A 24,558-nucleotide genomic window follows, 5' to 3' on the forward strand; every position below is an offset into this window, starting at 1 on the left:
CGCGGAGCGGCCGCTATCATAGCGCGCCTGTCGATCTGGCGCTGACTCGCGTGCCAATCGAAGCGAACGAGCTGCCAAACGGACCCTCAGGAGATCCTGCATGACACCCTACGCCCCGCTCTATGCGCTACACCTGCTGGCCGCCGTCGTCTGGGTCGGCGGCATGTTCTTCGCCTGGATGATTCTGCGCCCGGCAGCGGTCGAAACACTGGAGCCGCCAGCACGCCTGCGCCTGTGGCTGAGCGTGTTCAAACGCTTTTTCGTCTGGGTCTGGGTGGCGGTAGCGGCCCTGCCACTGAGCGGCCTGGGCATGCTGCACATGAGCTACAGCGGTTTCGACGCCGCACCGCGCTACGTGCACATCATGATGGGACTGTATCTGGTGATGCTCGCCTTGTTCCTGCGTATTCAGGCATTGCAACTGCCGCAACTGCGTCGCGCCGTGGAGGCCGAAAACTGGCCTGCAGGCGGCGAGGTACTGGGACGAATTCGCAAGGTCGTGGGCAGCAACCTGCTGATCGGCCTGGCGCTGATGACGCTGGCGGCCATGCGCCCGTCATTCTGATGGGCGGCTGCCTTCGTTTGCACATGAGAGCGAAGGCAGCCGCAGCTATTTAAAAGCGGAACACCTGCACAGCACCACTGCGACCCGTTGCACCTTCACGCCCGGGCTGGCCGGGTTTGCCATCGGCCGCACCATCGACGCCGTAGAGCAGGCACCCCCTGGCGGCGCCACCACGGCCGGGACGTCCCGCTGAACCGGCTGCACCGCCCGCACCGCCGTCGAGCAACACCTGCATGCGCTCGACCTCGACATGGTGCGGCACCTCCAGAACCACGCTGCCGCCGGCTGCGCCTTCGTGCCCATCGGTGCCGTCCTGACCATCGTGGCCGGCACTGGCCTGCCCCCAGGTGCAACCACCCGGCTGCCCATGCGCACCATCGAGCCCGGCATAACCCGGCCTGCCCTGACCACCGCGTACATCCAGGGTCAGCGATTCGAATGTCAACTTATGCAGCTTGAGCTTGATCTCCCGCCCGGGAGTAGCCGGCCGAGTGTAAGTACCAGCCGCACCTTTGGCGCTGATCCAGGCGCCCGGACCGATATCGGCATCCTCAACCACCAGACGCAGCGGCTGATCGCTGGGCGCTACGCCAATACGCGCGTCGCGGCCCATCAGCAGCTCGCCAATGCGCAACTCCGTCACCGTTGCCGGAATCATCAGGGTCGCCTGATCCGCCACCTCCAGCCGCTCGAGCTGCAGGCTGCTGCTGGCAACCGGCAAACGCATCAAGGTGTTGGAAGGCACCTTGACCTGAGTAGCAGCCAACGAGGTACCCGCGAACAGGCAGAGCAGCAGCGCAAGACTACGCATGGGCAGCCCCCTCGATCACTGCCGTAGAGGCGCTCTCGGACTGTTGCCCGGCGTTCAGCGGGTAGAGGTGAAAAATGCCGAACAGCAGGACCTGTACACGATCCAGCCAGGGGCTAGTGCGACCGGACAGGAGACCCGAAAACAGCCACAGCTGCGCCCCATGCAGCAGCGCAAGAAAGGCCGAGAGCAGATAGACGAGTTGCTCGAAAGGAGCGCCGAAACGACCGGCCAGCGCTGCCCCGAATACTAGCCAAAAGGCCAAGGCCAGCGCCTTGCCCACCATCAACAGTGCTTTCATCCCCGCCCTCTTGCTCTGGTTTTTCTACTAGCGCAGCACGTTAACCGGTCGCGGCCCGGACCACCAGAGCGAGGGATTATTTTCCATGGTTTCACCCAACACCAGCCGCAAAAGCGATACCCCCAGGCCTGCGATGACCTGAGGGCATCCCTTTGCTTCAACGGGAAACGTACAGCTCTACGCGGCGATTCTGAGCACGTCCGGCATCGCTGCCATTGTCCGCCACCGGCTGGCTCTCACCACGGCCTTCGGTACTGAGCTTGCCGGCAGGCACCCCCTGGGCGACGAGAAAGTCTGCAACACTGCGTGCACGGCGTTCGGACAACCCCTGGTTGTAGGTATCAGAACCGACGCTATCGGTATGCCCGACGACCTTGACTGCGACCAGACTGGCGCCGGTCAGACGTGTGCTGACATCGGCAAGCAGGCGCTGCGCCTCCCCCGTCAGTTCGGCTGAGTCGAACGCGAACAACACATTGCCCAGGTCGCTGAGGACAATGACCTCATCCTGCACCTGCTGCTCCATCGCCGGCTCGGCGGCAACGCTGGCTGGATATTGCGGCAAAGGACAGCCGTTATGACCTACAGCAGTACCCGCTGGCGTACCGGGGCAACGATCGCGGCGGTCGAACACACCATCGCCATCTTCATCGCCGTCCTGCGCGTAACAGATGATGGTGCCCAGCAGAGCGCCGGCTACCGCGCCGCCTGCTGCCCAGGTAGAACTCTCGATTGCGCCGAGGCCGCCACCGGCCAGGGCTCCAATCGCACTGCACAGGGGCCAGTTCCCCTGGTTGAGCGGCGCGTCTCCCGTACTGGAAGTCGTGGCACAACCCGAGAGAACACTGCTGACCAAGAGAAAGGGTAAAACCCTCGGAAGCTGGATTCTCATGGCGGTGTCTCCTGTGATACCGGCATGTTGCCGGTATCACAGGAGTAAAGACGGCGGCCTGGCTTCGCACAAGAAAAGGCCCGACCGATGGAGAACCGGCCGGGCCTGTGCGGTTGAAGCCTCTGACGGAGTGAAGCGCCTTACGGCTGAGCTTCGACTTCGGCTTCTACGCGACGGTTGATGGCACGACCATCAGCGGTGGCGTTGTCGGCGACCGGGCGGCTTTCGCCATAACCCACTGCCTGCACGCGGCCGGACTCGACACCGTACTGGTTGACCAGAACGTCACGCACGGCACTGGCACGGCGCTCGGACAGCCCCTGGTTGTAAGCATCGCTGCCCACGGAGTCGGTGTGACCTTCAACCACGGTGCTGGTCTGCGGATACTGCTTCATGAAGTCGGCCAGGGCTTTGATATCGCCGTAGCTTTCCTGCTTGACCTGGGCCTTATCGAAGTCGAACTTGACGTCCAGTTCGACGCGAACGGCTTCGGCCGGCTCGGCAACGACAACCTCCTCGACAACGACTTCCTCGACGACGGCAACCTGCTGTGCTTCGGCACCATGTACCCAGCAGTAGGCGGCAGCCATACCGGCACCCACCAGCGCACCACCACCAGCCCAGGTAGAGCTTTCAATTGCCCCTAACGCCGCACCACCAACACCGCCTACAGCTGCGCAGGTGGGCCAGTCGGTTTTCTGTAGGCCGGCGCAGCCGGTCAGCAGGGTACTCGCCAGAATCAGGGGTACTGCATTCCTTGTGATACTCATACTTTAGGTCTCCAATGTTCATCGGCCCATAACCGACTCAATAGTAGTAAAGACAGGAGTTGTACAATCCGCCAGCTATAGCAGCTTCTGCGGATAATTTTCTCTCACTCTAGGCCTGATCCCGACACCACGTTAGTCTTTGCAGACTTTTCGAGGAAGTTCGATGACCGCCAGCCTTAGCACCCGTACTCCACAGCAGGCCATTGCGGCACTGCTTGCCCGCTATACCCCCGAGAAACTGCTGTTACTCGGTGCAAGCGAACTACCGGCAGTCAGCGCCTTTCACAGCGCCCACCCGCAATGTCAGGTCAGCAATGCCCCTGCTGCTCCCCTGGCGCCTGAACTGGCCGCACAGCGCTTCGACCTGGCACTTCTGGTCGACTGTCTGGAGCACTTACCCAAACGCGATGGACTGCAACTACTGGGCGGCATCCGCAATCTCAACGCCAGCCGGGTCGCCGTATTGGTCGACCTCAAGGCAGGTGGTTGGCAGGAAACCGACTTTTTCGCTCTGGCCATGCAAGCCAGTGAGCAGTTCCAGCGCGAGGGACAGACCCTGCATCTGTTCACTTATGATCTACTCGATTACAAGCAAGTTCCCGACTGGTTGAATGCAAAGTTCTGGGCCAATCCGGAAAATTTCGGCAAATACTGGTGGTAGAGCGATGAGCCCACTCGATCCCAATTGCCCCTGCGGCAGCGGCAACCCTCTGAGCCAGTGTTGCGGCCACTACCACAACGGCACCCACGCGCCCAGCGCAGAGCTGTTGATGCGCTCACGCTACAGCGCTTATGTACTGGGCCTGGTGGATTACCTGGTAGCCACCACCCTGCCCGCCCAGCAACAGGCGCTCGATCGCGACGCCATGGCCGCCTGGAGCGCCCAAAGTACCTGGCTTGGCCTGGAAGTTGAGGGCAGCGAGGTATTCGGCGGCAAGCCGGAACACGCCCAAGTCGCGTTCGTCGCCCGCTGGCACGATGACAACGGCGAACATCGCCACCGTGAATGCTCCGCTTTCGTGCAAGTGGACGGACGCTGGTTCTTCCTCGACCCGACGGCGCCACTGAAAGCCGGACGCAATGACCCTTGCCCCTGCCAAGGCGGGCAGAAGTTCAAGAAGTGCTGCGCGCCCTACCTGAATTCCTGATTGGCGTTAATCCTGCTTTCTGCTTGAGTTGATACGTCCCGCGAGGACACTCAACAAGGAGAAAGTCATGCACAAGAAAAGTGGTATCGCTCTTATCCTGGCCAGCCTGCTCATGGGATGCGCCAACCAGCCCGGCGGGCTGCAAGGGGAAACGCTGGATCTGGGGGACAGCCAGCGCGTCAGCCGCCTGTTCGCCTACCCGAACAACTGCAGCGTAATCTGCTACCGCGACTGGACGCTGGAGCAGACGGTCGAACACTACCTGCAACAGAGCCTGACACGCGACGGTTACCCCCAGGCCAATGTGCGCGTAACACGTAACGGGGAACGCGTTCATGCCAGTTTCGAAGGCACGCCAAAGGATTACGGCAAACCCCTGCTGCAATTGCTGGATACCGGTGACCTGGCCTATCAGGGCGCCAGTCAGCTCAATCGTGACGGCAAATGGCAGTACAACTGGTACTTCTTCCTGCCCCTGGGCATGGCACTGGAGAACCGCAAGAGCGTCGAACTGCTGCACTTCCCACCGGACTACTCACTGACTCAGGCTCAGGATTATCTGCGCTCGAGCACCACCGATCGCTGGGCATCGCTGCTCAGTTTCAATGGTGTACAGGCGGAACACACACCCGCTTACCAGACCATCATCGACATCGCCCCCATCGCCGCCCCTGCGAGTGCTGGCAGCGCATTGGAAGGTGTGTACAGCTACTTCAACAGCTATCAACGACGCATGGTCAGCGAGCTCAGCGTCGGCTCGGGCAATGCCAGCCTGCCGATGGTTGCCTTCGGCGCGCCGGTGCGCAATTGGATCACGCAGCAATACGGGGTGAATCTGCCAGTGCTGGGCCTGGGTCAGATCGAGGCAGCGCCTGGACAACAGGTCGCCGTGCTCGGCGCCAATCATCCAAGCTATATCTGGTATGCCGCCGATCCGGCCAACAACAAGGGCAACGAGGATGCCGCCAACGCAGTGGGTATCAGGGTCATGGGACAGGACCTGAGCGCCGCCTGCTGGCAGGCCGGCATGGGCCAGCAACCGACAGCTGATCCGCAGCAGACGCTGAACACCTGCACCGCAAAATGGCAGGTGACGGATAAACTGCAAACCTGCGAGCTGTTCTTCACCAGCGTGCGCAACCTCAAACCGGAGGAGGCGCAAGCCAGGTGCAAGGCGAGCTAGCCACACTTGATGCAAAAACGCCGTGGCTGCCTGCGCAGCTCACGGCGTTGCAAACCTGCGGGACGATCAATCCTGCAGTTTCAGATGCGATGTATCCGGTACAGCCGCTGGCGCGGCAGACTTGGCTTGCCCCATATCGCTGCCTACGGGCGCCAGACTGAACTGCGACAAGTCGACCTGCGGTGCTGCAGCGTCGGGCCTGGCGTCCTGCAGATCGCTGCCCACCGGAGCGATGTCGAAATCCGGTGCATCCACTTCACTGAACGCGGCCATGTACTCATCTCGTGGCGCGACCCGCAGGCGGCCCGGCTTGGTCGCAGCGGGGGTGACCGCCGGCGCCGAGAGTGGCTCGGCTGGCGGTGGTGGTGCCAGCTCGACCTCTTCTATCAGCACGTCCATGTCGACGACCTCGACCCGCGCACCGGCCCGCTCGAGGGTCGCCCGGTATTTTTCTGCCCCGGCGGCATCGAGGTTGTTCTTGATCACGATGCGACGCCCGGAGAACAACTGGGCAATGCGCTGGGCATCGGCCTGGAACAGCTTGGCCATGTTGGCCTTGACCAGCTCCGGCTGGGCGCCCGGCACCAATTGCCCGGAGAAGGCGATCTCGTAGCGACTCATGGTCACACTCCTGTCCTATTCGCCGCTCAGTATGGCGCAGGTTCCTTTGCCCTGACACTGCAGGCTTCTCATTCATGCTCTCCCAATCGTCAACGCACCGAAACCGCCACAGTATCTCATTGAAAATAATGAGAGCTTCCCCGTTGCAGCCAAGCGCTTGCTTGTTACACTGGGCCGCAATGGGGGTATGAAATGTTTTCTCAGGCGCAAATGATAAGAATTATCAGCCTATTGATGTTTTTTGGCCTGCTTTCAGGCCTGACAGGATGCTCCACCTGGATGACAGGTGGCTTCAAGGACCCGGACGTCCAACTCATCAAAGTTGATGTAGTCAAGGCCAGGCTGCTCGAACAGGAGTTTCGCCTGCGTTTTCGAATCGACAATCCCAACGGTGTCAGCCTGCCGGTGCGTGGGCTGGACTACAACGTCCATCTCAATGGTATCCAGCTGGCCGAGGGCTACTCCAACGAGTGGTTCACCGTGCCCGCCCACGGCCACCACACCTTCGAAGTACCAGTGCGCACCAACCTCTGGCGCCATGTGCGGCAGATCGTCAAAGCACTGGAAAAACCGGACGTGCCGATTCGCTACAGCCTCAAGGGCGAGGTAAAAACCGGCATGTTGTTCGGCCGCAGCGTGCACATGGCGCGTAATGGCGAGATAATTCCCGGCGATTTCATCCCCGAATAACCTGCATGAGTAACACCATGAGCAACCAACCCCACGTCCACGGCCCTGACTGCAACCATGACCACGACCATCACGATCACGGTCATGTGCATGGCCCGCACTGCAATCATGGCCATCAGGAGCCGGTACGCAATACGCTGAAGGATGTCGGCCGCAACGACCCCTGCCCATGCGGCAGCCTGAAGAAGTTCAAGAAGTGTCACGGCGCCTGAGCCGCGCATGGATGCCATGACCCTCATCCTGCTACTCACCGGCCTGCTGCTGATCGCGGCTCTGGCCGCCTATGCCTGGCACCTGTGGCGACGCGTATGGGCAAATCAGCGCGTGCGCGACGAAGCGCAACAAGAACGCCAGCAACGTATCGGCGGCGATCTGCACATCCTCGCCAGCAGCCTGCTCGACGAGCAACTGCCGTTGATCGAAGGTGCCATCCGCATCAAGGTGCTGCTCGACAACTATGACAGTGCCCTGAGCAATGACAGCCGCTGCCAGGTGTTCCATCTGCTCTTCGAGGCGACCGCCGAGGCGCCCACGCATGCAGCCTGGAAAGCGTTGGACAAGGCCGAACGGCGCCGCTTCGAAAAACGCTTCAACGAGCTCGAACTGCAACACAAGGCCGCCGCCCGCATCGCCGCGCGCTGGTTACTCGACGAAGGGCTGAAGAGGCCACAGGCAAACGCCTGAGGGCTCTTGCCAGGCAGCACCAGCCTCATTACCTTGGCGCCTTTGTGGCCGGTCACTGCGCGACCGGCCTCGACCGTCTGCATACCAAGGAAATTCGCCATGCGCACGCTGGCCTGCCTGACTCTTGCCGCCTCACTGACCAGCCTTGCCGGCTGCCAGTCCCTGCTCAACAGCCGTTATGCCGACAGCGTGCCGCCCACCCGTGGCGTCGAGCGCATTCAAGGCGTGGCCGAGAGTGCATCGGTGCGACGCAACGCCCTCGGCATGCCGCTGATCGAATCGAGCAATTTCCACGACGCGCTGTTTACCCTGGGCTACGTGCATGCAGGTGACCGCCTCAGCCAGATGGTCGGCATGCGCCTGCTGGCTCAGGGCCGCCTGGCAGAGATGGCCGGGCCAGGCGTGCTGGAAATGGACCGTTTCATGCGCGCGGTCAACCTGAAAAAGAGTGCGGAAATTCTCTACGCCGACGCTTCGCCGCGCCTGAAACGCTTCTTCGAAGTCTATTCGCGCGGCGTCAACGCCTATATGTTCCGCTACCGCGATCGTCTGCCGATGGATCTGGCCGAGTCCGGTTACCGCCCCGAGTACTGGAAACCCGAGGACTCGGTATTGCTGTTCTGCCTGCTCAACTTCGGCCTGGCGGTGAACCTGCAGGAAGAGATCGCCGCGCTGACCATGGCCCAGCAGGTGGGCGCCGACAAGCTACCCTGGCTGCTGCCGATCTACCCGGACGAGCCCCTGCCCTTCGCCGAAGCGGAAAAACTCGCCGGCCTCGACCTCAAGGGCCAGTTGCCAGGCCTGCAGGCGATTTCCCGCACCGCGGCGCAGATCGCCGAACAGCACATGCTCGGCGTCGCCGCTTCGAACAACTGGGCCATCGCCCCGCAGCGCAGCCGTGGCGGCAAGAGCCTGCTGGCCAATGACACGCACCTGCCACTGAGCATGCCCTCGCTGTGGAATTTCGTGCAGATCCGCTCGCCCAAGTATCAGGCCGCTGGCGTGTCCCTGGCCGGTGTACCGGCCGTGGTCGCCGGCTACAACGGCAAGCTGGCCTGGGGCATGACCATGGTCATGGGCGACAATCAGGACATCTACCTGGAGCGCATCAGGCGCGAAGGCAGTCGCCTGATGTACCAAGCCGACGGCAAGTGGCTGCCGGTCAGCGAACGCCAGGAAACCTTCTTCATCAGGGGCCAGCGGCCGATCCGCGAAACGCTCTACGAGACCCGCAACGGGCCGCTGCTCAACTCGGTACTGGGCGAACGCAAACATATGCTGCAACCCCTGGCCCTGCAGAGCGGCTTCGGCCTGGCGCTGAAAACCACCCAGTTCGAGCGTGACAAGAGCCTCGACGCCTTCTTCGACCTGTCGCGAGCACAGTCGGTCGATCAGGCCTTCGAAGCGACCCGGGAAATCCGCGCCATGCCGCTGAACATCGTCTTCGCCGACGCCCAGCACATTGGCTGGCAGGTGACCGGTCGCTACCCGAACCGCCGCGAAGGTCGTGGTCTGATGCCCTCGCCCGGCTGGGACGAGCGCTATGCGTGGGACGGCTTCGCCGACCCGATGCTGCATCCCTACGATCAGGACCCGCCGCAAGGCTGGCTGGGCACCGCCAATGAGCGCAGCGTGCCGCCCGGTTACGGCATGCAGCTGTCCAGTTCCTGGTACTACCCGGAGCGCGCCGAACGCATCGCCGAGCTGGCGGGCAGTGGCCGCCACGATGGCCGCAGCATGATCGCCATGCAATACGACCAGAGCTCGCCCTTCGTCGCCAAACTGCAAGCCATGCTCAACGACCCGGCCATGCACGACTCGCTGCGCCAGGCCATCGCCGCCCTGCCGGCCGGCCAACGGGCACGGGCCGATGAAGCACTGAAACGTCTGTTGGCGTTCGACGGCAAGCTCGCCGCCAGTTCGGCCGATGCCGCCATCTATGGCGCCTTCCTGCACGAAAGTGCACGGCAGATCTTCCTCGACGAGCTGGGCCCGGAAGACAGCCCGGCCTGGAAGGCGCTGGTGCAAACCGCCAACACCTCCTATTCGGCGCAGGCCGACCACCTGCTCGGCCGCGCCGACAGCCCATTCTGGAACGACATCCGCACGCCAGAGCAGGAAGACAAACCGACCATCCTCGCACGCAGTCTGGCAGCCAGCATCGAGCTGCTAGAAAGCCGTCTGGGCCCGGAGCGTCGCAACTGGCAATGGGGCAAGCTGCACACCTATGAATGGGTGACGGACACCACGCGCATGGCGCCTTACATGAGCGCCAGCCAACGCACCAGCATCAATGCCCTGAAAGGTTATCTGGATCGCGGCCCTTATCCAGCCGGGGGTGACCACAGCACACTGAATGTATCGGCCTACGCCTGGGGCCAGGATTTCAACACCTTCCTGATCCCGGCCATGCGTATCGTGGTGGATTTTGCCGCTGACGAACCCTTGGTCGGCGTCAACAGCTCAGGTCAGTCCGGCAACCCGGCCAGCCCCCACTATGCCGATGGCATCGAGTCATGGCTCAAGGGCGGCTACATGAGCTTCCCGTTCAAAGCGGAGAATCTGGACAAGGTCTACGGCAACCAGCGCCTGTTGCTGATGCCGGCCAAGTAATGACCGTTCGTCGGGTGGCGCTGAACCTTTACCTCAGTGCCTCACTCTGAATGATCGACTTACTCCATAGATCATCGTTTAAGGCGCCCTTGGCGCCTTTTCTTTTGCCTGCAAAAAAAGATGGCTTTTTTGCATCATCGGGTGGAACTTCTCGCACGATGCATGCTCAGAGACTATGCATCGATTGAAATGCTCCCCTGGCGCCTCTGGCGCCTATTTTTTTGCCTGTCATTCAGGCAATTCCCGCCTAGCAGGCCCATTGAGAACCCTAGCCGATGACTGCATGGATGCAGGAGATGGAGCGACGCAGGAAGCCAAGCCGGGGTAGTTCTTCAACAGCCTGCTAAGCCAACAGGCTGCGATCGAAGATAAAGGCCTCGAGTGCCTGCGGGCGATGCTCCAACAGATTCTGTGGTCGCCCCATCTTCGGATAATTCTTCTCGCCGGTATCACTGATCCAGTCCTGCGCCTTCATCCGCTCCAGGCGACCGCGCAAGGTGGTGTGCTGCACCGGCTCGCCCAGGCAAGCCTGGAACGCCGTCAACGCTTCGGTCACGGTAAATCGCTGCGCCAGCAGGTACAGCGGCAGCGAGCTGTAGACCGACTTGCCACGCAGACGCTCGGCAGCCAGGCGCACCAGTTGCGTATGGTCGAATGGCAAGGCCTGCTGCCCTGCGGTTACGGCCGACAAATCGACGAATTGCAGACTTTCATCCTGCGGCACCGCGTCAGGCGCCAGCAGTGCCAAGTAGCAGGTACTCAACGACCAGCCACGCGGATCACGCACGCCGTTACCCACGGTCGCGACTTGCTCCAGGTACTGCGGTTGCAGGCGCGCCTTGTCCACCAGCGCACGGGCGGCAGCGGCATCCAGGCTGGCATCGACGCAACGGCCATTGACCAGCACGCCCGGCAGTGCCCATTGCCCGACATAAGGTTCGCGCTGGCGACGCAGCAGCAGCACCTGTAACGCCCCCTCTTCGCTCAGACGCAGGGCCACGATATCCACCCCGGCCAGAACTTCGACTGCACTCATTTTTTCCCTCGCTCCCTCATGTACTTATTTCATCTTGACCAATAATTCGTCTTCTTTCACGTATGAATTGGTAAAAACGCTTGACTACATATTTCATCAGGTGAAATATGTAGTCACTAACCCACGAGAAGGAGGCGCACCATGAAGATCGCCAGCTTCGACGTCGACGCCCAGAAAGGCTTCACCCCGCTGTGCCCCAACGAGCTGCCAGTACCCGAGGGCGACGCTATCGTGCCGGCGCTCAATCAGTTGGCCGCACGCGCCCAGTTACGCATCGGCAGCAAGGATGCCCACAGTCCGCAAGCCGCCTGGGTGGTGCCAGAGCATGGGCAGATGCTGCAGCCCCTGCCGCTGGCCAATGCCGACCTGACCTGGGTCAGCCACTGCGTGCCCGGTACGCCCGGCTTCGAACTGCTCGACGGCCTGCCGGCGCCGCTGGATTACGACTACTTCGTGTGGAAAGGCGTTGAGCCGGACCTGCACCCCTACGGCGCCTGCTATCACGACCTGGCCGAGAAGCGCAGCACGGGCGTGATCGAATTTCTTCGGCAAAATGGCGTCGACCTTGTATTGGTCGGCGGCCTGGCGCTGGACTACTGCGTCAAGACCACCGCCCTGCAACTGCGTCGCGCCGGCTTCGAGGTGATCGTCCATCTGCCGGCCTGCCGAGCCATCGCCAGCGAAACTGCCGAAACCGCCTGCCTCGCCATGCGCGAACAGGGCATCACACTTGCCGCCAGCCTGGAACAGCTGGACAGCGTCTTAGCCAAGGAGAACCTGCGATGAGCGAGAGCATCTTCGCCGAACGCACCGTGCAGAACCTGCTGGATACCGATTTCTACAAGCTGACCATGATGCAGGCGGTGCTGCACAACTACCCCAACGCCGAAGTGGAATGGGAGTTCCGCTGCCGCAGCAGCGAGGACCTGACCCCCTACCTGGCCGAGATCCGCTACCAGATCGAGCGTTTGAGCGAGCTGAGCATTACCGCGGACCAGCTCGCCTTTCTCGAGCGCATCCCCTTCATCAAACCGGACTTCATTCGCTTTCTCAGTCTGTTCCGCTTCAACTTGCGCTACGTGCACACCAGCATCGAGGACGGCCAGTTGAGCATTCGCCTGCGCGGCCCCTGGTTGCACGTGATTCTCTTCGAGGTACCGCTGCTGGCCATCGTCAGCGAAGTGCGCAACCGCTATCGCTACCGCGAGGTGCTGCTGGAACAGGCCGCCGAACGCCTCTACGAGAAAATTGACTGGCTCAAGGCCGAAGCCTCGCCGAGCGAGCTGGCCGGCTTTCAGCTGGCTGATTTCGGCACCCGCCGGCGCTTCTCCTACCGCGTGCAGGAACAGGCGGTGCACATCCTCAAGCGCGACTTTCCCGGACGCTTCGTTGGCACCAGCAACGTGCACCTGGCGCGCGAGTTCGACCTCAAGCCCATCGGCACCATGGCCCACGAGTGGCTGATGGCACACCAGCAGCTCGGCCCACGGCTGATCGACAGCCAGATCGCCGCGCTCGACTGCTGGGTGCGCGAGTATCGCGGCCTGCTCGGCATCGCCCTGACCGACTGCATCACCATGGATGCCTTCCTCGCCGATTTCGACCTGTACTTCGCCAAGCTCTTCGACGGCCTGCGCCATGACTCCGGCGACCCACTGGTGTGGGCGGAAAAAGCCATCGCCCACTACGAGAAACTCGGTATCGACCCCAGGAGCAAGACCCTGGTGTTCTCCGACGGGCTCGACCTGCCCAAGTCGCTGCAGCTCTACCGTGCACTTTCCGGGCGAATCCACGTAAGCTTTGGCATCGGCACCAACCTGACCTGCGACATCCCCGGCGTCACCCCCATGAACATCGTGATCAAGATGATTGCCTGCAACGGTCAGCCAGTGGCGAAGATTTCCGATACGCCCGGCAAGACCCAATGCCGCGACGAGAACTTCGTTCATTACCTGAAACACGTCTTTCGCGTTACCCAGTGAGGAGCCAGACATGAGCAACCGCCAAGCCGAAATCGCCGCCGCCCTCGATGTGGTGCCGCCATTCGCCGACGACGCTGCGCTGAGCGCAGAGATCGAGCGGCGCAAGACCTTCATCAAGAACACCCTCAAGCAGTCCGGCCTGAAGGTGCTGGTACTGGGTATCAGCGGCGGCGTGGACTCGACCACGGCCGGGCGCCTGGCCCAGCTGTCGGTCGAGGAGCTGCGCGCCGAGACGGGCGACTCGGGCTATCGCTTCATCGCCGTGCGCCTGCCGCACAACACCCAGCACGACGAGCACGACGCTCAGGATTCGCTGAAATTCATCCGCGCCGATGAAGAAGACACGGTCAATATCGCCAGCAGCGTCTCCGGTCTCGGCGAGCAGGTCACCCACCTGCAGAAACTGACCGACGCCCGCCGCGATTTCGTCGTCGGCAACATCAAGGCGCGCATCCGCATGGTCGCCCAGTTCGCCATCGCCAACGCCAACAACGGCCTTGTGATCGGCACCGACCACGCCGCCGAAGCGGTGATGGGGTTCTTCACCAAATTCGGCGACGGCGCCTGCGACCTCGCGCCGCTGTCCGGCCTGGTGAAGAATCAGGTGCGCGCCATCGCCAAGCACCTGGGCGCGCCGCAGCATCTGGTGATGAAAACGCCGACCGCCGACCTGGAAGAACTGCGCCCAGGCAAACCGGACGAGGAAGCCCATGGCGTGACCTACGCCGAAATCGACGCCTTCCTGCATGGCGAGAAAGTCAGCGACGAAGCCTACGCCACCATCGTTCGTACGTACGACAACACGCGCCACAAACGCGAACTGCCGCTGGTGCCCTGATCTCCGCTGGCAGAAAAAGAAGCCGGGCATTGCCCGGCTTTTTCATGTGCGCAGCAACCTAATGCCATTCCCCGGCAATGCGCTCTGCTGGCGCGACGCAGCGCTCGAAAACCTCGCGAGGCCGACACTGGGCCACCGGAGCCGGCGGCGGTTGATCGGGCAACGTCGGCTCCCCCGGTTCCTGCGGCGGCACCGGTCTGCCCGGCTGATCAGGGATATCGGGGTCGGGCTGGCCGGGAATATCGCCAGCCCGAATCACACTGGAGATCAAGGTAAACGCTGAAACGGACATGGTTCTACCCTCGCTCGATGGATTACTGAGGGTAGAGTGCTCCAGTGAGTGCTAATTCCAACTTTTAGCGGACGCGCCCTGCATTGAAATGCACGGTGAGGGATACCAGTACCTGCGGCGCACCGTCCTCGGCCTGAGCGTGACTGTCAGCACTGCCGAAGCCCAGCCAGATTGGCTGGCCATGTTTGATCGCCACGGCAGAATTCTGATCGGCGGAACCTTCCAGCCCTTGCAGCAGCGGCTCTGCCTCTTCACGCGGCATGCCCAGGCGCAGCCGATCATCCAGCACGAAACCTTCCAGCCCGGCACGAGCAGGCACCTCCTGCAACCAGCCCAGATATAGATCACCACCGAAACGCGGCACGAGCCAGCAACGCACTTCACGCAGGCTATCGCCGGCGAACACCAGCATCAGGCTGTTGCCATACAACATGCCGCGGCGCCCACCATGCAGCGGCAGCTCCGCGGACGGCTGGCCGAGGGTCATTACAAAATCGGCCGGTGAAGCCGTGGGCGCCAGGCCGAACACGTTGCTGCCCGAGTACACCTGCAACTCGGCGCGAGCTGACAGACAGCCCAGAAGCAGACACAAAAATACCGTCCGCCTTAATGCCTTCATGATGGTCATGTTGCCTGACTCCGATTTTCGCTCATGAAAAAGCCGGGCAAGGCCCGGCTTCTCGGTAACGCGCTGCAATCAGGCCTTCGGCAGGGTCACGCCAACCTGGCCCTGATATTTGCCACCACGGTCCTTGTAGGAAACCTCACAAGCTTCGTCGGACTGCAGGAACAGCATCTGCGCCACGCCTTCGTTGGCGTAGATCTTCGCCGGCAGGTTGGTGGTGTTGGAGAATTCCAGGGTCACGTGACCTTCCCACTCCGGCTCCAGCGGCGTGACGTTGACGATGATGCCGCAACGCGCGTAGGTGCTCTTGCCCAGGCAGATGGTCAGCACGTCACGCGGAATACGGAAGTACTCGACGGTACGCGCCAGGGCGAAGGAGTTCGGCGGAATGATGCACACGTCGCTCTTGATGTCGACGAAGCTCTTCTCATCGAAATTCTTCGGGTCGACGATGGCCGAGTGAATATTGGTGAACACCTTGAATTCATCGGCGCAACGTACGTCGTAGCCATAGCTGGAAACGCCGTAGGAGATGACGCGACTGTCGTCGGCACCACGTACCTGGCGCTCGACGTAAGGCTCGATCATCCCGTGTTCCTGGGCCATGCGGCGAATCCACTTATCCGATTTGATGCTCATGGCGGGGAGTCCTGAGTTGGGTTATTGCGAAAAAAGTGAGCGCATCTTACCGATGCAGGCGCCACGCTTCAAAGACCGCGGCCCCCGGCACTGAGGATTATTTGCAAAAAAGCTGCATCGACTATTCGCACTTGGCGATAAAAACACGTATGGTGTCCCCACTGTGCTGCATGTGTCACCGCGAATCGCTACTTGATGCCTAGATCTCGATCCAAACATCGTCCGACTCCTAGTACTCGTTGCACTCAGTCCCGGCCTGGGCTTTTCCAGGGCTGTTATTACTTTTGTTAGGAGACATCACATGTCCAATCGTCAGACTGGCACCGTTAAGTGGTTCAACGATGAGAAAGGCTACGGCTTCATCACCCCGCAATCCGGTGACGACCTCTTCGTACACTTCAAAGCCATCCAGAGCGATGGTTTCAAGAGCCTGAAAGAAGGCCAGCAAGTGACTTTCGTGGCCACCCGTGGTCAGAAAGGCATGCAAGCTGAGGAAGTTCAGGTTGTCTAACCTGATCTGACCTGCTTGAAAGAAGCCCCGCCTCGTGCGGGGCTTTTTTGTGGGCGTTTGCGCGCCCTGTAGGAGCGGATTTATCCGCGAAATTCGCGGCTGAAGCGGAATGCCGCCCAGCCGCTCCTACAGAAGCGGGATCTGAGTGGGCTTCGCCAAGCCAGGACCGAGTTGCCTGCATTGCCCTCTCCCGCCCTTCGGGGTCATCAGAGGGCCGCTGCGCGGCCGCTATTAGTCCTCACTGATCTCGATACTCGGCATGGCCGGCTCGCCGGCACGGGCGATACGCGCACCCACCTTGCGCGCCAGATCCTGATAGATCATGGCGATCTGGCTTTCCGGATCGGCCACCGTGGTCGGCTTGCCATCATCGGCCTGCATGCGAATAGCCATCGACAACGGCAACGAAGCCAGCAGCTCGACACCATACTGCGCGGCCAGCTTCTCGCCGCCGCCCTCGCCAAACAGATGTTCGGCATGGCCGCAGTTGGAGCAGATATGCACCGCCATGTTCTCCACCACGCCGAGCACCGGGATGTGCACCTTGCGGAACATCTCCACGCCTTTCTTGGCATCGAGCAGGGCCAGGTCCTGCGGGGTGGTGACGATCACGCTGCCGGCCACCGGCACCTTCTGCGCCAGGGTCAGCTGGATGTCGCCGGTGCCGGGCGGCATGTCCACCACCAGGTAATCGAGATCATTCCAGGCGGTCTGGGTGATCAGTTGCAACAGCGCGCCGCTGACCATAGGCCCGCGCCACACCATCGGCGTGTTGTCGTCGGTCAGAAAGGCCATGGACATCACCTGCACGCCATGGGCTTCGAGCGGCACGAACCATTTCTGATCCTTGACCTGTGGCCGCGTGCCTTCGGCGATGCCGAACATGATGCCCTGGCTGGGACCATAGATATCGGCATCGAGCATGCCCACACGCGCGCCTTCGCGCGCCAGGGCCAACGCCAGGTTGGCTGCGGTGGTGGACTTGCCCACGCCGCCCTTGCCCGAGGCCACGGCGATCACGTTCTTCACGCCGGCCAGCGCCGGTACCTGAGCCTGGCCCTGATGCGAGTCGATCACACAATCGACCTTTACCTGCGCACTGTCGACGCCATCGAGATTCTCCAGCGCCATCTGCAGCATCTGCGCCCAACCGTTCTTGAACAAGCCGGCGGCGTAGCCCAGCTCCAGGCGCACGGATACGCGTGCGCCCTGAATGTCGACTTCACGCAGGCAACCGGCGCTGACCGGGTCCTGATCGAGATGGGGGTCGGTGAACTGACGCAGACAGGCTTCGACCGCTTCGCGGGTGACGGCACTCATGCATGGACTCCAGAAGGCAGCGGAAAAACAAGCCGGCATCATAGCAGCAGCCACACGCGGCAACGCAGCATGCCAGACTCCTTAGCCCGCAGCTCTTGCTTGCCACTGGTGGCTTGCGGCCTGCCGCTGCTTTATAGTTGCCGACTTCCCTCGTTTTACCAGTGCAGCCGATCACCATGACCGAAGCCCGCAAGATTCTCGTCACCAGCGCCCTCCCCTATGCCAACGGTTCGATCCACCTCGGCCACATGCTCGAGTACGTGCAGACCGACATGTGGGTGCGCTACCAGAAGCTGCGTGGCAACCAGGCCCTTTACGTCTGCGCCGATGATGCGCACGGTTCGGCGATCATGCTGCGCGCCGAAAAGGAAGGCATCACGCCCGAACAGCTGATCGCCAATGTGCAGGCCGAGCACACGGCCGACTTCGCCGACTTCGGGGTGGATTTCGACAACTATCACTCCACCCACTCGCAGGAGAACCGCGAACTGTCGGCGGCCATCTACCTGAAGCTGCGCGACGCCGGGCATATCGCCACCCGCTCGGTAACCCAGTATTTCGATCCCGAGAAGGGCATGTTCCTCGCCGACCGCTTCATCAAGGGCACCTGCCCCAAATGCGCGGCCGAGGATCAGTACGGTGACAACTGCGAGAAATGCGGCGCCACCTACGCGCCCACCGAACTGAAGAACCCGCGCTCGGCGATTTCCGGCGCGGTGCCGGTGCTCAAGGACTCCAAGCACTTCTTCTTCAAGCTGCCGGACTTCGAGGCCATGCTCAAGCAGTGGACCCGCAGCGGCACCCTGCAGGAAGCCGTGGCCAACAAGATCGCCGAATGGCTCGACGGCGGCCTGCAGGAGTGGGACATCAGCCGCGATGCGCCCTACTTCGGTTTCGAGATTCCCGACGAACCGGGCAAGTACTTCTACGTCTGGCTGGACGCGCCGATCGGCTACATGGCCAGTTTCAAGAACCTCTGCAGCAAACGCCCGGAGCTGGATTTCGATGCGTTCTGGAGCAAGGATTCCAGTGCCGAGCTGTACCACTTCATCGGCAAGGACATCGTCAACTTCCACGCCCTGTTCTGGCCCGCCATGCTCGAAGGCGCCGGCTACCGCAAACCGACCGCAGTCAACGTGCACGGCTACCTGACGGTCAACGGGCAGAAGATGTCCAAATCGCGTGGCACCTTCATCAAGGCGCGCACCTACCTGGATCACCTGAACCCGGAATACCTGCGCTACTACTACGCCGCCAAGCTGGGCCGTGGCGTGGATGACCTCGATCTGAACCTCGAAGACTTCGTGCAGAAGGTCAACTCCGACTTGGTCGGCAAGGTGGTCAATATCGCCAGCCGCTGCGCCGGCTTCATCCACAAGGGCAACAACGGCCTGCTGGTCGCCGCCAACCCGGCGCCCGAGCTGTGGGATGCCTTCCAGGCCGCCGCTCCGAGCATCGCCGAGGCTTACGAGGCGCGTGATTTCTCCCGTGCCATGCGCGAGATCATGGCGCTGGCCGACCGCGCCAATGCCTGGATCGCCGACAAGGCCCCCTGGGCACTGAACAAGGTCGAAGGCAAGCAGGCCGAGGTGCAGGAAATCTGCGCCCTGGGCATCAACCTGTTCCGCCAGTTGGTGATCATGCTCAAGCCGGTGCTGCCGAAGCTGGCCGCCGAGGCAGAAGCCTTCCTCAACGTGAAGCCGCAGACCTGGGCCGACCTCACGCTGCCGCTGGCCAACCACCAGTTGAAGCCGTTCAACCCGCTGCTGACCCGTATCGAGCCCACGAAGATAGACGCCATGATCGAAGCCTCCAAGGAAGACCTCGCCGCCGAAGCGCCCAAGCCACAAGGCAATGGCGAACTGGCCAAAGACCCGCTGGCCGCCGAGATCAATTTCGACGCCTTCGCCGCCGTCGACCTGCGCATCGCGCTTATCGAGAAGTGCGAGTTCGTCGAAGGCGCCGACAAGCTGCTGCGCCTGTCGCTGGATATCGGCGACGAGAAACGCAACGTGTTCTCCGGCATCAAATCCGCCTACCCGGACCCGAGCAAGCTGGAAGGCCGCCTGACCCTGTACGTGGCCAACCTGGCACCGCGCAAGATGAAGTTCGGCATCAGCGAAGGCATGGTGCTGGCCGCCGGCCCCGGTGGCGAGGACATCTACCTGCTCAGCCCGGACAGCGGCGCCAAGCCGGGTCAGCGCGTCAAGTAAGCCAGGCGCCAGGAGGCAAGGATGAAACCATGGATGGTAGTGGCGCTGCTGGCTGTGCTGGCCGGCTGCTCCGAGCAATCGGGCGCCCCGCTTGGCGGTGCCCTGCAAGGTGAACGCAACACGGCCGGCAACTACCTGGCCTATGAACACCATGTGGGCATCGAGCTGCCAGCCGAGCAGATCGGCGAGCGTATCGCTGCCACGCGCGAAGCCTGCCTGGCCGAGCGCTTCGGCACCTGCAGCCTGATTGCCGCCCAGCAGAGCAGCGGCCGAGCACCTCACGGCGAACTGACTCTGCGCATCGTGCCGGACGGCGTCGAGGCCATCACCGCGTTGGCCAGCGAGGGTGGCGAGCTGACCCGCCGCACCACCCGCGCCGAAGACCTGGCCCAGGCCGTGAGCGACAACCGGCGCCAGCACGAGCAACTGCTGCGCCAGCAACAGACCCTGCAGCAGTTCGAGAAGCGCGACGACCTGGCCGTGGCCGACCTGTTGGCCCTGGCCCGCGAGCAGGCCGCCCTGGAAGTGCAACTGCAGGCACTGGCGCAGGAGGCTGCGCAACAGCAGCGGCGTCTGGATACCAACCTGCTGACCCTGAATTTCAGCAGCCCCTACGAAAGCTCGCCCCTGGGCCGCATCGGTGACGCCTTCTCGCGCCTGACGTACAACCTCGCTGAAGGCACCGCCAACCTGATCGAGTTCATCGGCTACAGCCTGCCCTTCCTCATCGTGCTGTTCCCCCTGGCGCTGGGTTTGCGCAAGCTGTGGAGGCGCCTCGCCAGCCGCTGAAAAGATCCATACTGTTGCGACGCGAGGTCGCCAAGGGCAGGCAATTCGCCGCATCCGGCTTGTATGGCCGGGGCGGCTTCCCGATAATAGGCGCCCTTTTCCTATGGCCTTTGCGCACTCGACGGCAACCCGATGACCGAACTCGTCCTGATCATGGTCAGCGCCATCCTGGTCAATAATTTCGTGCTGGTGCAGTTTCTCGGCCTGTGCCCGTTCATGGGCGTGTCGAAGAAGATCGAAACCGCCATCGGCCTGTCCCTGGCCACCACCTTCGTACTGACCCTGGCCGCCATGTGCAGCTACCTGGTGCAGCAGTACGTGCTCAAGCCGCTGGACCTGGAATTTCTGCGCACCATCAGCTTCATCCTGGTGATCGCGGTGACCGTGCAGTTCACCGAGATGGTGGTGAACAAGACCAGCCCGCTGCTGTACCGCGTGCTGGGCATCTTCCTGCCGCTGATCACCACCAACTGCATCGTCCTCGGCGTTGCCCTGCTCAACGCCAACAAGGCCGAGTTCACCTTCATCACCGCCACCGCCAACGGCTTCGCCGCGGGCCTGGGCTTTTCCCTGGTGCTGGTGCTGTTCGCCGCCATGCGTGAGCGCATCGCCATCGCCGACGTGCCGAAATCCTTTCAGGGCGCGGCCATCGGCATGATCACCGCCGGCCTGATGTCGCTGGCCTTCATGGGCTTTGCCGGGTTGATCAAGCTATGAGCCTGGTTCTGGTCGCCGTCCTCGCCCTGCTCGCGCTGTGCCTGGTCGCCGGCGCCATCCTCGGTTTCGCCGCCGTGCGCTTCAAGGTCGAGGGCGACCCCATCGCCGAGCAGATCAACGCCCTGCTGCCGCAGACCCAGTGCGGCCAGTGCGGCTACCCCGGTTGCAAACCCTACGCCGAAGCGATCGCCGGCGGCGACAAGATCAACAAGTGCCCGCCCGGCGGTGAAGCGACCATCCAGGCGCTGGCCGATCTGCTCGATGTCGAGCCCGAGCCACTGGACGCGGTGGAAGGCGAGAAGCCGCAGATGGTTGCCTATATTCGCGAGGCCGAATGCATCGGCTGCACCAAGTGCATCCAGGCCTGCCCGGTGGACGCCATCGTCGGTGCAGCGCGGCAGATGCACACGGTGATCGTCAGCGAATGCACCGGCTGCGACCTGTGCGTCGAGCCCTGCCCGGTGGACTGCATCGACATGATTCAGGTCGGCAGCACCGTGCAGAGCTGGAAGTGGGACAAACCACTGGCGCCCGGCCAGTTGATCGCCAGCGACCGGGAGCAGGCCGCATGAGCGCGCAGGAACGTATCTGGGATATCCCGGGCGGCATCCACCCGGCCGAGCGCAAGGACCTGTCCAACCGCACGCCGATCCAGCAGGCACCACTGCCACAACGCCTGACCCTGCCGCTAGGCCAGCATATCGGCGCGGTCGCCGAGCCCTGCGTCGTCGTGGGCCAGCGCGTGCGCAAGGGCGAGAAGATCGCCGAGGCCAACGGCTTCGTCAGCGCGCCGCTGCATGCACCAACCTCCGGGACCGTGAGCTTCATTGGCCCGCAGCCCTACCCGCACGTCTCCGGCATGCTGGCACCGGCCATCGTCATCGACAGCGACGGCCTGGACGAGTGGGTCGAGCTGACGCCCCATGCCGACTACCGGCACATGGAATCGGCCGAGCTGCTGGCGCTGATCCGCGAGGCCGGCATCAGCGGCCTGGGCGGTGCCGGCTTCCCCACAGCGGTGAAGCTAACCGCACGACCGACGCAGAAGATTCACACGCTGATCATCAACGGTACCGAGTGCGAGCCCTATATCACCGCCGACGACCTGCTGATGCGCGAGCGCGCTGGCGAACTGGTTTCCGGCATCGATATCCTGGTGCAGCTGATCCAGCCCGATCAGGTGCTGATCGGTATCGAGGACAACAAGCCCGAGGCCATCGCCGCCGTGCGCGCTGCCTGTGTCGGCCGCGATTATCAGGTACGGGTGTTCCCCACCAAGTACCCCTCCGGTGGTGAGAAGCAACTGATCCAGATCCTCACCGGCGTCGAGGTGCCCTCGGGCGGGCTGCCGGCCGATATCGGCATCCTCTGCCAGAACGTCGGCACCTGTACGGCCATTCACGATGCGGTGGTACTTGGCCGGCCGCTGATTTCGCGCATCACCACCCTGACCGGCGAGGCGCTGGCGCGCCCCGGTAACGTCGAGGCGCGGCTCGGCACGCCGGTCGCCGAATTGCTGGAATTTGCCGGGCTGGATCAGGCCAAGCTAAATCGCCTGATCATGGGCGGGCCTATGATGGGCTTTACCCTGCCCAGCCTCGACGTGCCGCTGGTCAAGACTGCCAACTGCCTGCTCGCCAGCACGGCAGCCGAGCTGCCGCCGCCACCCCCGGCCATGCCCTGCATCCGCTGTGGCGAATGTGCCGAGGCCTGCCCAGCCAGCCTGCTGCCGCAGCAACTGCATTTCTTCGCCCTCGGCCAAGAGCACGAGCAGCTCAAGGCGCACAACCTGTTCGACTGCATCGAGTGCGGCGCCTGCGCCTATGTCTGCCCATCGAGCATTCCGCTGGTGCAGTACTACCGCGCAGCCAAGGCAGAAATCCGCGAGCTGGAGCAGAAGCAGCTCAAGGCCGAACACTCCAAGCAGCGCTTCGAGCAGCGCCAGGAGCGCCTGCGCCGCGCCGAGGAACAGAAGGAAGCCGAGCGCAAGGCCCGCGCCGAGAAGGCCGCCCGCGCCAAGGCAGCGCAGGCCGAGGCACCGGCTGTAGCGGCAGCCGCGCCGGCCGATGAAGCGCTGAAGAAACTCAAGATCGAAGCCAGCATGGCCCAGGTCGCGCTGAAGAAGGCGGAAAAACAGCTGGCCGCCCACAACACGTCAGAGTTGCAAGCTCAGGTCAATGAGCTGCGCGCCGCTGCTGAAGCCGCACAAAAGGCCCTGGCCGACGCCCAGGCGACTGCACCTACACCGGCGCCCAAACCCGCCGGTGACGAGGCGCTGAAGAAAGCCAAGATCGAAGCCGCGATGCTCAAGGCGCAGCTGCGCAAGCTGGAGAAGATCGAAACCCCGGACGACGAGCAACAGGCCGAAATCGCCCATGTGCGCCAGCAGCTGGAAGCCGCCGAGAAGGCCCTGGTCGATCTGGAAAGCCAGGCGCCCGCGCCGGCGGCCAAACCATCCGGCGACGATGCGCTGAAGAAAGCCAAGATCGAAGCGGCCATGCTCAAGGCCCAGCTGCGCAAGCTGGAGAAGATCGAAACTCCGGACGACGACCAGCAGGCCGAAATCGCCCGTGTGCGCCAGCAGCTGGAAGCCGCCGAGAAGACCCTGGCCGACCTGGAAAACCAGGCGCCCGCGCCGGCGGCCAAACCAGCCGGTGACGAAGCGCTGAAGAAGGCCAAGATCGAAGCCGCCATGCTCAAGGCCCAGCTGCGCAAGCTGGAGAAGATCGAAACTCCGGACGACGACCAGCAGGCCGAAATCGCCCGCGTGCGCCAGCAGCTGGAAGCCGCCGAGAAGACCCTGGCCGACCTGGAAAACCAGGCGCCCGCGCCGGCGGCCAAACCAGCCGGTGACGAAGCGCTGAAAAAGGCCAAGATCGAACTGGCGATGAAACGCGCCGAGCTGAAGAAAGCCGAGAAGGCTGGCAACGACGAAGCCGCTCTGCAGCCGCTACGCGATGCCCTGGCCGCTGCCGAGCAGGCTCTGCATGCAGCCGAAGCGGCCTCGAACAAGCCGGCGCCGGAGCTGGTACGAACCGAACGTCCCGGCGTGGATGCCGAACTGAAAGCGCTGAAGACAGAGGTAGCTTTCGCCCGCGCCGACCTGCGCAAGCTGGAACGTGACGACAACACCGCCAGCGAGACGCTGGAGCTGGCCCGTTCACGCCTGGCCGAGGCCGAACGCAAGTTGGCCGAATACCAGCCGTAACACACATCCCGGATTTCATCCGGGCTACAAAAGACACCCCGTCGCGCCGGATCGCATCCGGGCGACACAGACAACCGTAGCCCGGATGCAATCCGGGAATCGCGCCCGACAAG

Annotated in this window: 26 protein-coding genes; 17 read left to right on the forward strand and 9 right to left on the reverse strand. The window is 62.7% G+C overall.

Translation table 11 applies throughout. The annotated features are described in order from the left end of the window. The first annotated feature begins 100 nt into the window (after positions 1 to 100). Positions 101 to 565: a CopD family protein gene (locus tag BLR77_RS03050; RefSeq protein WP_074675411.1), complete on the forward strand. Its 465-nt coding sequence runs from the start codon at positions 101 to 103 to the stop codon at positions 563 to 565. A gap of 49 nt (positions 566 to 614) precedes the next feature. Here the strand turns inward: BLR77_RS03050 and BLR77_RS03055 are convergent, their stop codons facing one another. The 4 genes from BLR77_RS03055 to BLR77_RS25925 form a co-directional block, all read right to left on the reverse strand. Then, a complete protein-coding gene (locus BLR77_RS03055; RefSeq protein ID WP_074675412.1) occupies positions 615 to 1,376 on the reverse strand; it encodes a hypothetical protein in 762 nt (253 codons plus the stop codon). Continuing rightward, positions 1,369 to 1,674, reverse strand: coding sequence for a DUF1145 domain-containing protein (locus tag BLR77_RS03060; RefSeq protein ID WP_074675413.1), 306 nt, complete (start codon positions 1,672 to 1,674; stop codon positions 1,369 to 1,371). The genes BLR77_RS03055 and BLR77_RS03060 overlap by 8 nt, the downstream gene beginning before the upstream one ends. A gap of 157 nt (positions 1,675 to 1,831) precedes the next feature. Next, positions 1,832 to 2,566, reverse strand: coding sequence for a PA1041 family peptidoglycan-binding anchor lipoprotein (locus tag BLR77_RS03065; protein ID WP_174578077.1), 735 nt, complete (start codon positions 2,564 to 2,566; stop codon positions 1,832 to 1,834). 140 nt (positions 2,567 to 2,706) lie between these two features. Then, positions 2,707 to 3,336 carry an OmpA family protein gene (locus BLR77_RS25925; protein WP_074675415.1) on the reverse strand — a complete coding sequence of 210 codons (630 nt, stop codon included), beginning with the start codon at positions 3,334 to 3,336 and terminating at the stop codon, positions 2,707 to 2,709. Between the two features lie 163 nt (positions 3,337 to 3,499). Here BLR77_RS25925 and BLR77_RS03075 point away from each other — a divergent pair, with 163 nt between their 5' ends. From BLR77_RS03075 to BLR77_RS03085, 3 genes are all read left to right on the forward strand, one after another. Further along, positions 3,500 to 3,997, forward strand: a complete 498-nt coding sequence (locus BLR77_RS03075) for a DUF6231 family protein (protein ID WP_074675416.1) — start codon at positions 3,500 to 3,502, stop codon at positions 3,995 to 3,997. A 4-nt stretch (positions 3,998 to 4,001) separates the two neighbouring features. Continuing rightward, positions 4,002 to 4,484, forward strand: a complete 483-nt coding sequence (locus BLR77_RS03080; RefSeq protein ID WP_074675417.1) for a YchJ family protein — start codon at positions 4,002 to 4,004, stop codon at positions 4,482 to 4,484. Between the two features lie 67 nt (positions 4,485 to 4,551). Continuing rightward, positions 4,552 to 5,667 (forward strand): hypothetical protein, encoded by a 1,116-nt coding sequence (locus BLR77_RS03085; RefSeq protein ID WP_074675418.1) that lies wholly within the window; start codon positions 4,552 to 4,554, stop codon positions 5,665 to 5,667. Positions 5,668 to 5,733: 66 nt separating this feature from the next. Here BLR77_RS03085 and BLR77_RS03090 read toward each other — a convergent pair whose 3' ends face one another. Beyond that, on the reverse strand, positions 5,734 to 6,288 hold the full coding sequence (locus BLR77_RS03090) for a hypothetical protein (protein WP_074675419.1): 555 nt from the start codon (positions 6,286 to 6,288) through the stop codon (positions 5,734 to 5,736). A 192-nt stretch (positions 6,289 to 6,480) separates the two neighbouring features. On the opposite strand from BLR77_RS03090, the gene BLR77_RS03095 reads away from it, so the two are divergent. The 4 genes from BLR77_RS03095 (at position 6,481) to BLR77_RS03110 (ending at position 10,275) form a co-directional block, all read left to right on the forward strand. Then, on the forward strand, positions 6,481 to 6,978 hold the full coding sequence (locus BLR77_RS03095) for an LEA/WHy family protein (RefSeq protein WP_139202864.1): 498 nt from the start codon (positions 6,481 to 6,483) through the stop codon (positions 6,976 to 6,978). Positions 6,979 to 6,995: 17 nt separating this feature from the next. Further along, positions 6,996 to 7,190 (forward strand): SEC-C metal-binding domain-containing protein, encoded by a 195-nt coding sequence (locus BLR77_RS03100; RefSeq protein ID WP_037001315.1) that lies wholly within the window; start codon positions 6,996 to 6,998, stop codon positions 7,188 to 7,190. Between the two features lie 7 nt (positions 7,191 to 7,197). Beyond that, positions 7,198 to 7,662 carry a DUF2489 domain-containing protein gene (locus BLR77_RS03105; protein ID WP_074675421.1) on the forward strand — a complete coding sequence of 155 codons (465 nt, stop codon included), beginning with the start codon at positions 7,198 to 7,200 and terminating at the stop codon, positions 7,660 to 7,662. Between the two features lie 99 nt (positions 7,663 to 7,761). After that, positions 7,762 to 10,275, forward strand: coding sequence for a penicillin acylase family protein (locus tag BLR77_RS03110; protein WP_074675422.1), 2,514 nt, complete (start codon positions 7,762 to 7,764; stop codon positions 10,273 to 10,275). A gap of 343 nt (positions 10,276 to 10,618) precedes the next feature. On the opposite strand, the gene BLR77_RS03115 is transcribed toward BLR77_RS03110, so the two are convergent. Beyond that, the gene (locus BLR77_RS03115; RefSeq protein ID WP_074675423.1) at positions 10,619 to 11,311 is read right to left on the reverse strand and encodes an NUDIX hydrolase; all 693 of its coding nucleotides are present in this window, start codon (positions 11,309 to 11,311) and stop codon (positions 10,619 to 10,621) included. Between the two features lie 141 nt (positions 11,312 to 11,452). On the opposite strand from BLR77_RS03115, the gene BLR77_RS03120 reads away from it, so the two are divergent. The 3 genes from BLR77_RS03120 to nadE are packed head-to-tail and all read left to right on the forward strand — an operon-like array spanning position 11,453 to position 14,131. After that, complete coding sequence (locus BLR77_RS03120) at positions 11,453 to 12,097, forward strand: nicotinamidase (protein ID WP_074675424.1); 645 nt, start codon at positions 11,453 to 11,455, stop codon at positions 12,095 to 12,097. Then, on the forward strand, positions 12,094 to 13,293 hold the full coding sequence (gene pncB / locus BLR77_RS03125) for a nicotinate phosphoribosyltransferase (RefSeq protein ID WP_074675425.1): 1,200 nt from the start codon (positions 12,094 to 12,096) through the stop codon (positions 13,291 to 13,293). The genes BLR77_RS03120 and pncB overlap by 4 nt, the downstream gene beginning before the upstream one ends. Before the next feature lie 10 nt (positions 13,294 to 13,303). Continuing rightward, positions 13,304 to 14,131, forward strand: coding sequence for an ammonia-dependent NAD(+) synthetase (gene nadE / locus BLR77_RS03130; RefSeq protein ID WP_074675426.1), 828 nt, complete (start codon positions 13,304 to 13,306; stop codon positions 14,129 to 14,131). A gap of 356 nt (positions 14,132 to 14,487) precedes the next feature. Here nadE and BLR77_RS03140 read toward each other — a convergent pair whose 3' ends face one another. Together BLR77_RS03140 and dcd are read right to left on the reverse strand one after the other, a co-directional pair. Beyond that, positions 14,488 to 15,051, reverse strand: a complete 564-nt coding sequence (locus BLR77_RS03140) for a hypothetical protein (protein WP_238380532.1) — start codon at positions 15,049 to 15,051, stop codon at positions 14,488 to 14,490. Positions 15,052 to 15,120: 69 nt separating this feature from the next. Then, positions 15,121 to 15,687, reverse strand: coding sequence for a dCTP deaminase (gene dcd, locus BLR77_RS03145; protein ID WP_074675428.1), 567 nt, complete (start codon positions 15,685 to 15,687; stop codon positions 15,121 to 15,123). A 301-nt stretch (positions 15,688 to 15,988) separates the two neighbouring features. Here dcd and BLR77_RS03150 point away from each other — a divergent pair, with 301 nt between their 5' ends. After that, positions 15,989 to 16,198 (forward strand): cold-shock protein, encoded by a 210-nt coding sequence (locus BLR77_RS03150; RefSeq protein ID WP_004423761.1) that lies wholly within the window; start codon positions 15,989 to 15,991, stop codon positions 16,196 to 16,198. A 231-nt stretch (positions 16,199 to 16,429) separates the two neighbouring features. Here the strand turns inward: BLR77_RS03150 and apbC are convergent, their stop codons facing one another. Then, complete coding sequence (apbC, locus tag BLR77_RS03155) at positions 16,430 to 17,518, reverse strand: iron-sulfur cluster carrier protein ApbC (RefSeq protein ID WP_074675429.1); 1,089 nt, start codon at positions 17,516 to 17,518, stop codon at positions 16,430 to 16,432. 176 nt (positions 17,519 to 17,694) lie between these two features. Between apbC and metG the strand changes: the two genes are divergently transcribed. From metG to rsxC, 5 genes are all read left to right on the forward strand, one after another. Then, the gene (metG, locus tag BLR77_RS03160) at positions 17,695 to 19,731 is read left to right on the forward strand and encodes a methionine--tRNA ligase (protein ID WP_074675430.1); all 2,037 of its coding nucleotides are present in this window, start codon (positions 17,695 to 17,697) and stop codon (positions 19,729 to 19,731) included. A gap of 21 nt (positions 19,732 to 19,752) precedes the next feature. Next, positions 19,753 to 20,520, forward strand: coding sequence for a DUF4349 domain-containing protein (locus tag BLR77_RS03165; protein ID WP_074675431.1), 768 nt, complete (start codon positions 19,753 to 19,755; stop codon positions 20,518 to 20,520). Between the two features lie 132 nt (positions 20,521 to 20,652). Further along, positions 20,653 to 21,237 carry an electron transport complex subunit RsxA gene (gene rsxA / locus BLR77_RS03170; protein WP_021488430.1) on the forward strand — a complete coding sequence of 195 codons (585 nt, stop codon included), beginning with the start codon at positions 20,653 to 20,655 and terminating at the stop codon, positions 21,235 to 21,237. Then, positions 21,234 to 21,809: an electron transport complex subunit RsxB gene (gene rsxB, locus BLR77_RS03175; RefSeq protein ID WP_074675432.1), complete on the forward strand. Its 576-nt coding sequence runs from the start codon at positions 21,234 to 21,236 to the stop codon at positions 21,807 to 21,809. Before rsxA ends, rsxB begins: the two co-directional genes overlap by 4 nt. Continuing rightward, positions 21,806 to 24,445 (forward strand): electron transport complex subunit RsxC, encoded by a 2,640-nt coding sequence (gene rsxC / locus BLR77_RS03180; RefSeq protein WP_074675433.1) that lies wholly within the window; start codon positions 21,806 to 21,808, stop codon positions 24,443 to 24,445. The genes rsxB and rsxC overlap by 4 nt, the downstream gene beginning before the upstream one ends. Positions 24,446 to 24,558 lie beyond the last annotated feature (113 nt).

This window comes from Ectopseudomonas alcaliphila, assembly GCF_900101755.1.
Classification (GTDB): Bacteria; Pseudomonadota; Gammaproteobacteria; order Pseudomonadales; family Pseudomonadaceae; genus Aquipseudomonas; species Aquipseudomonas alcaliphila.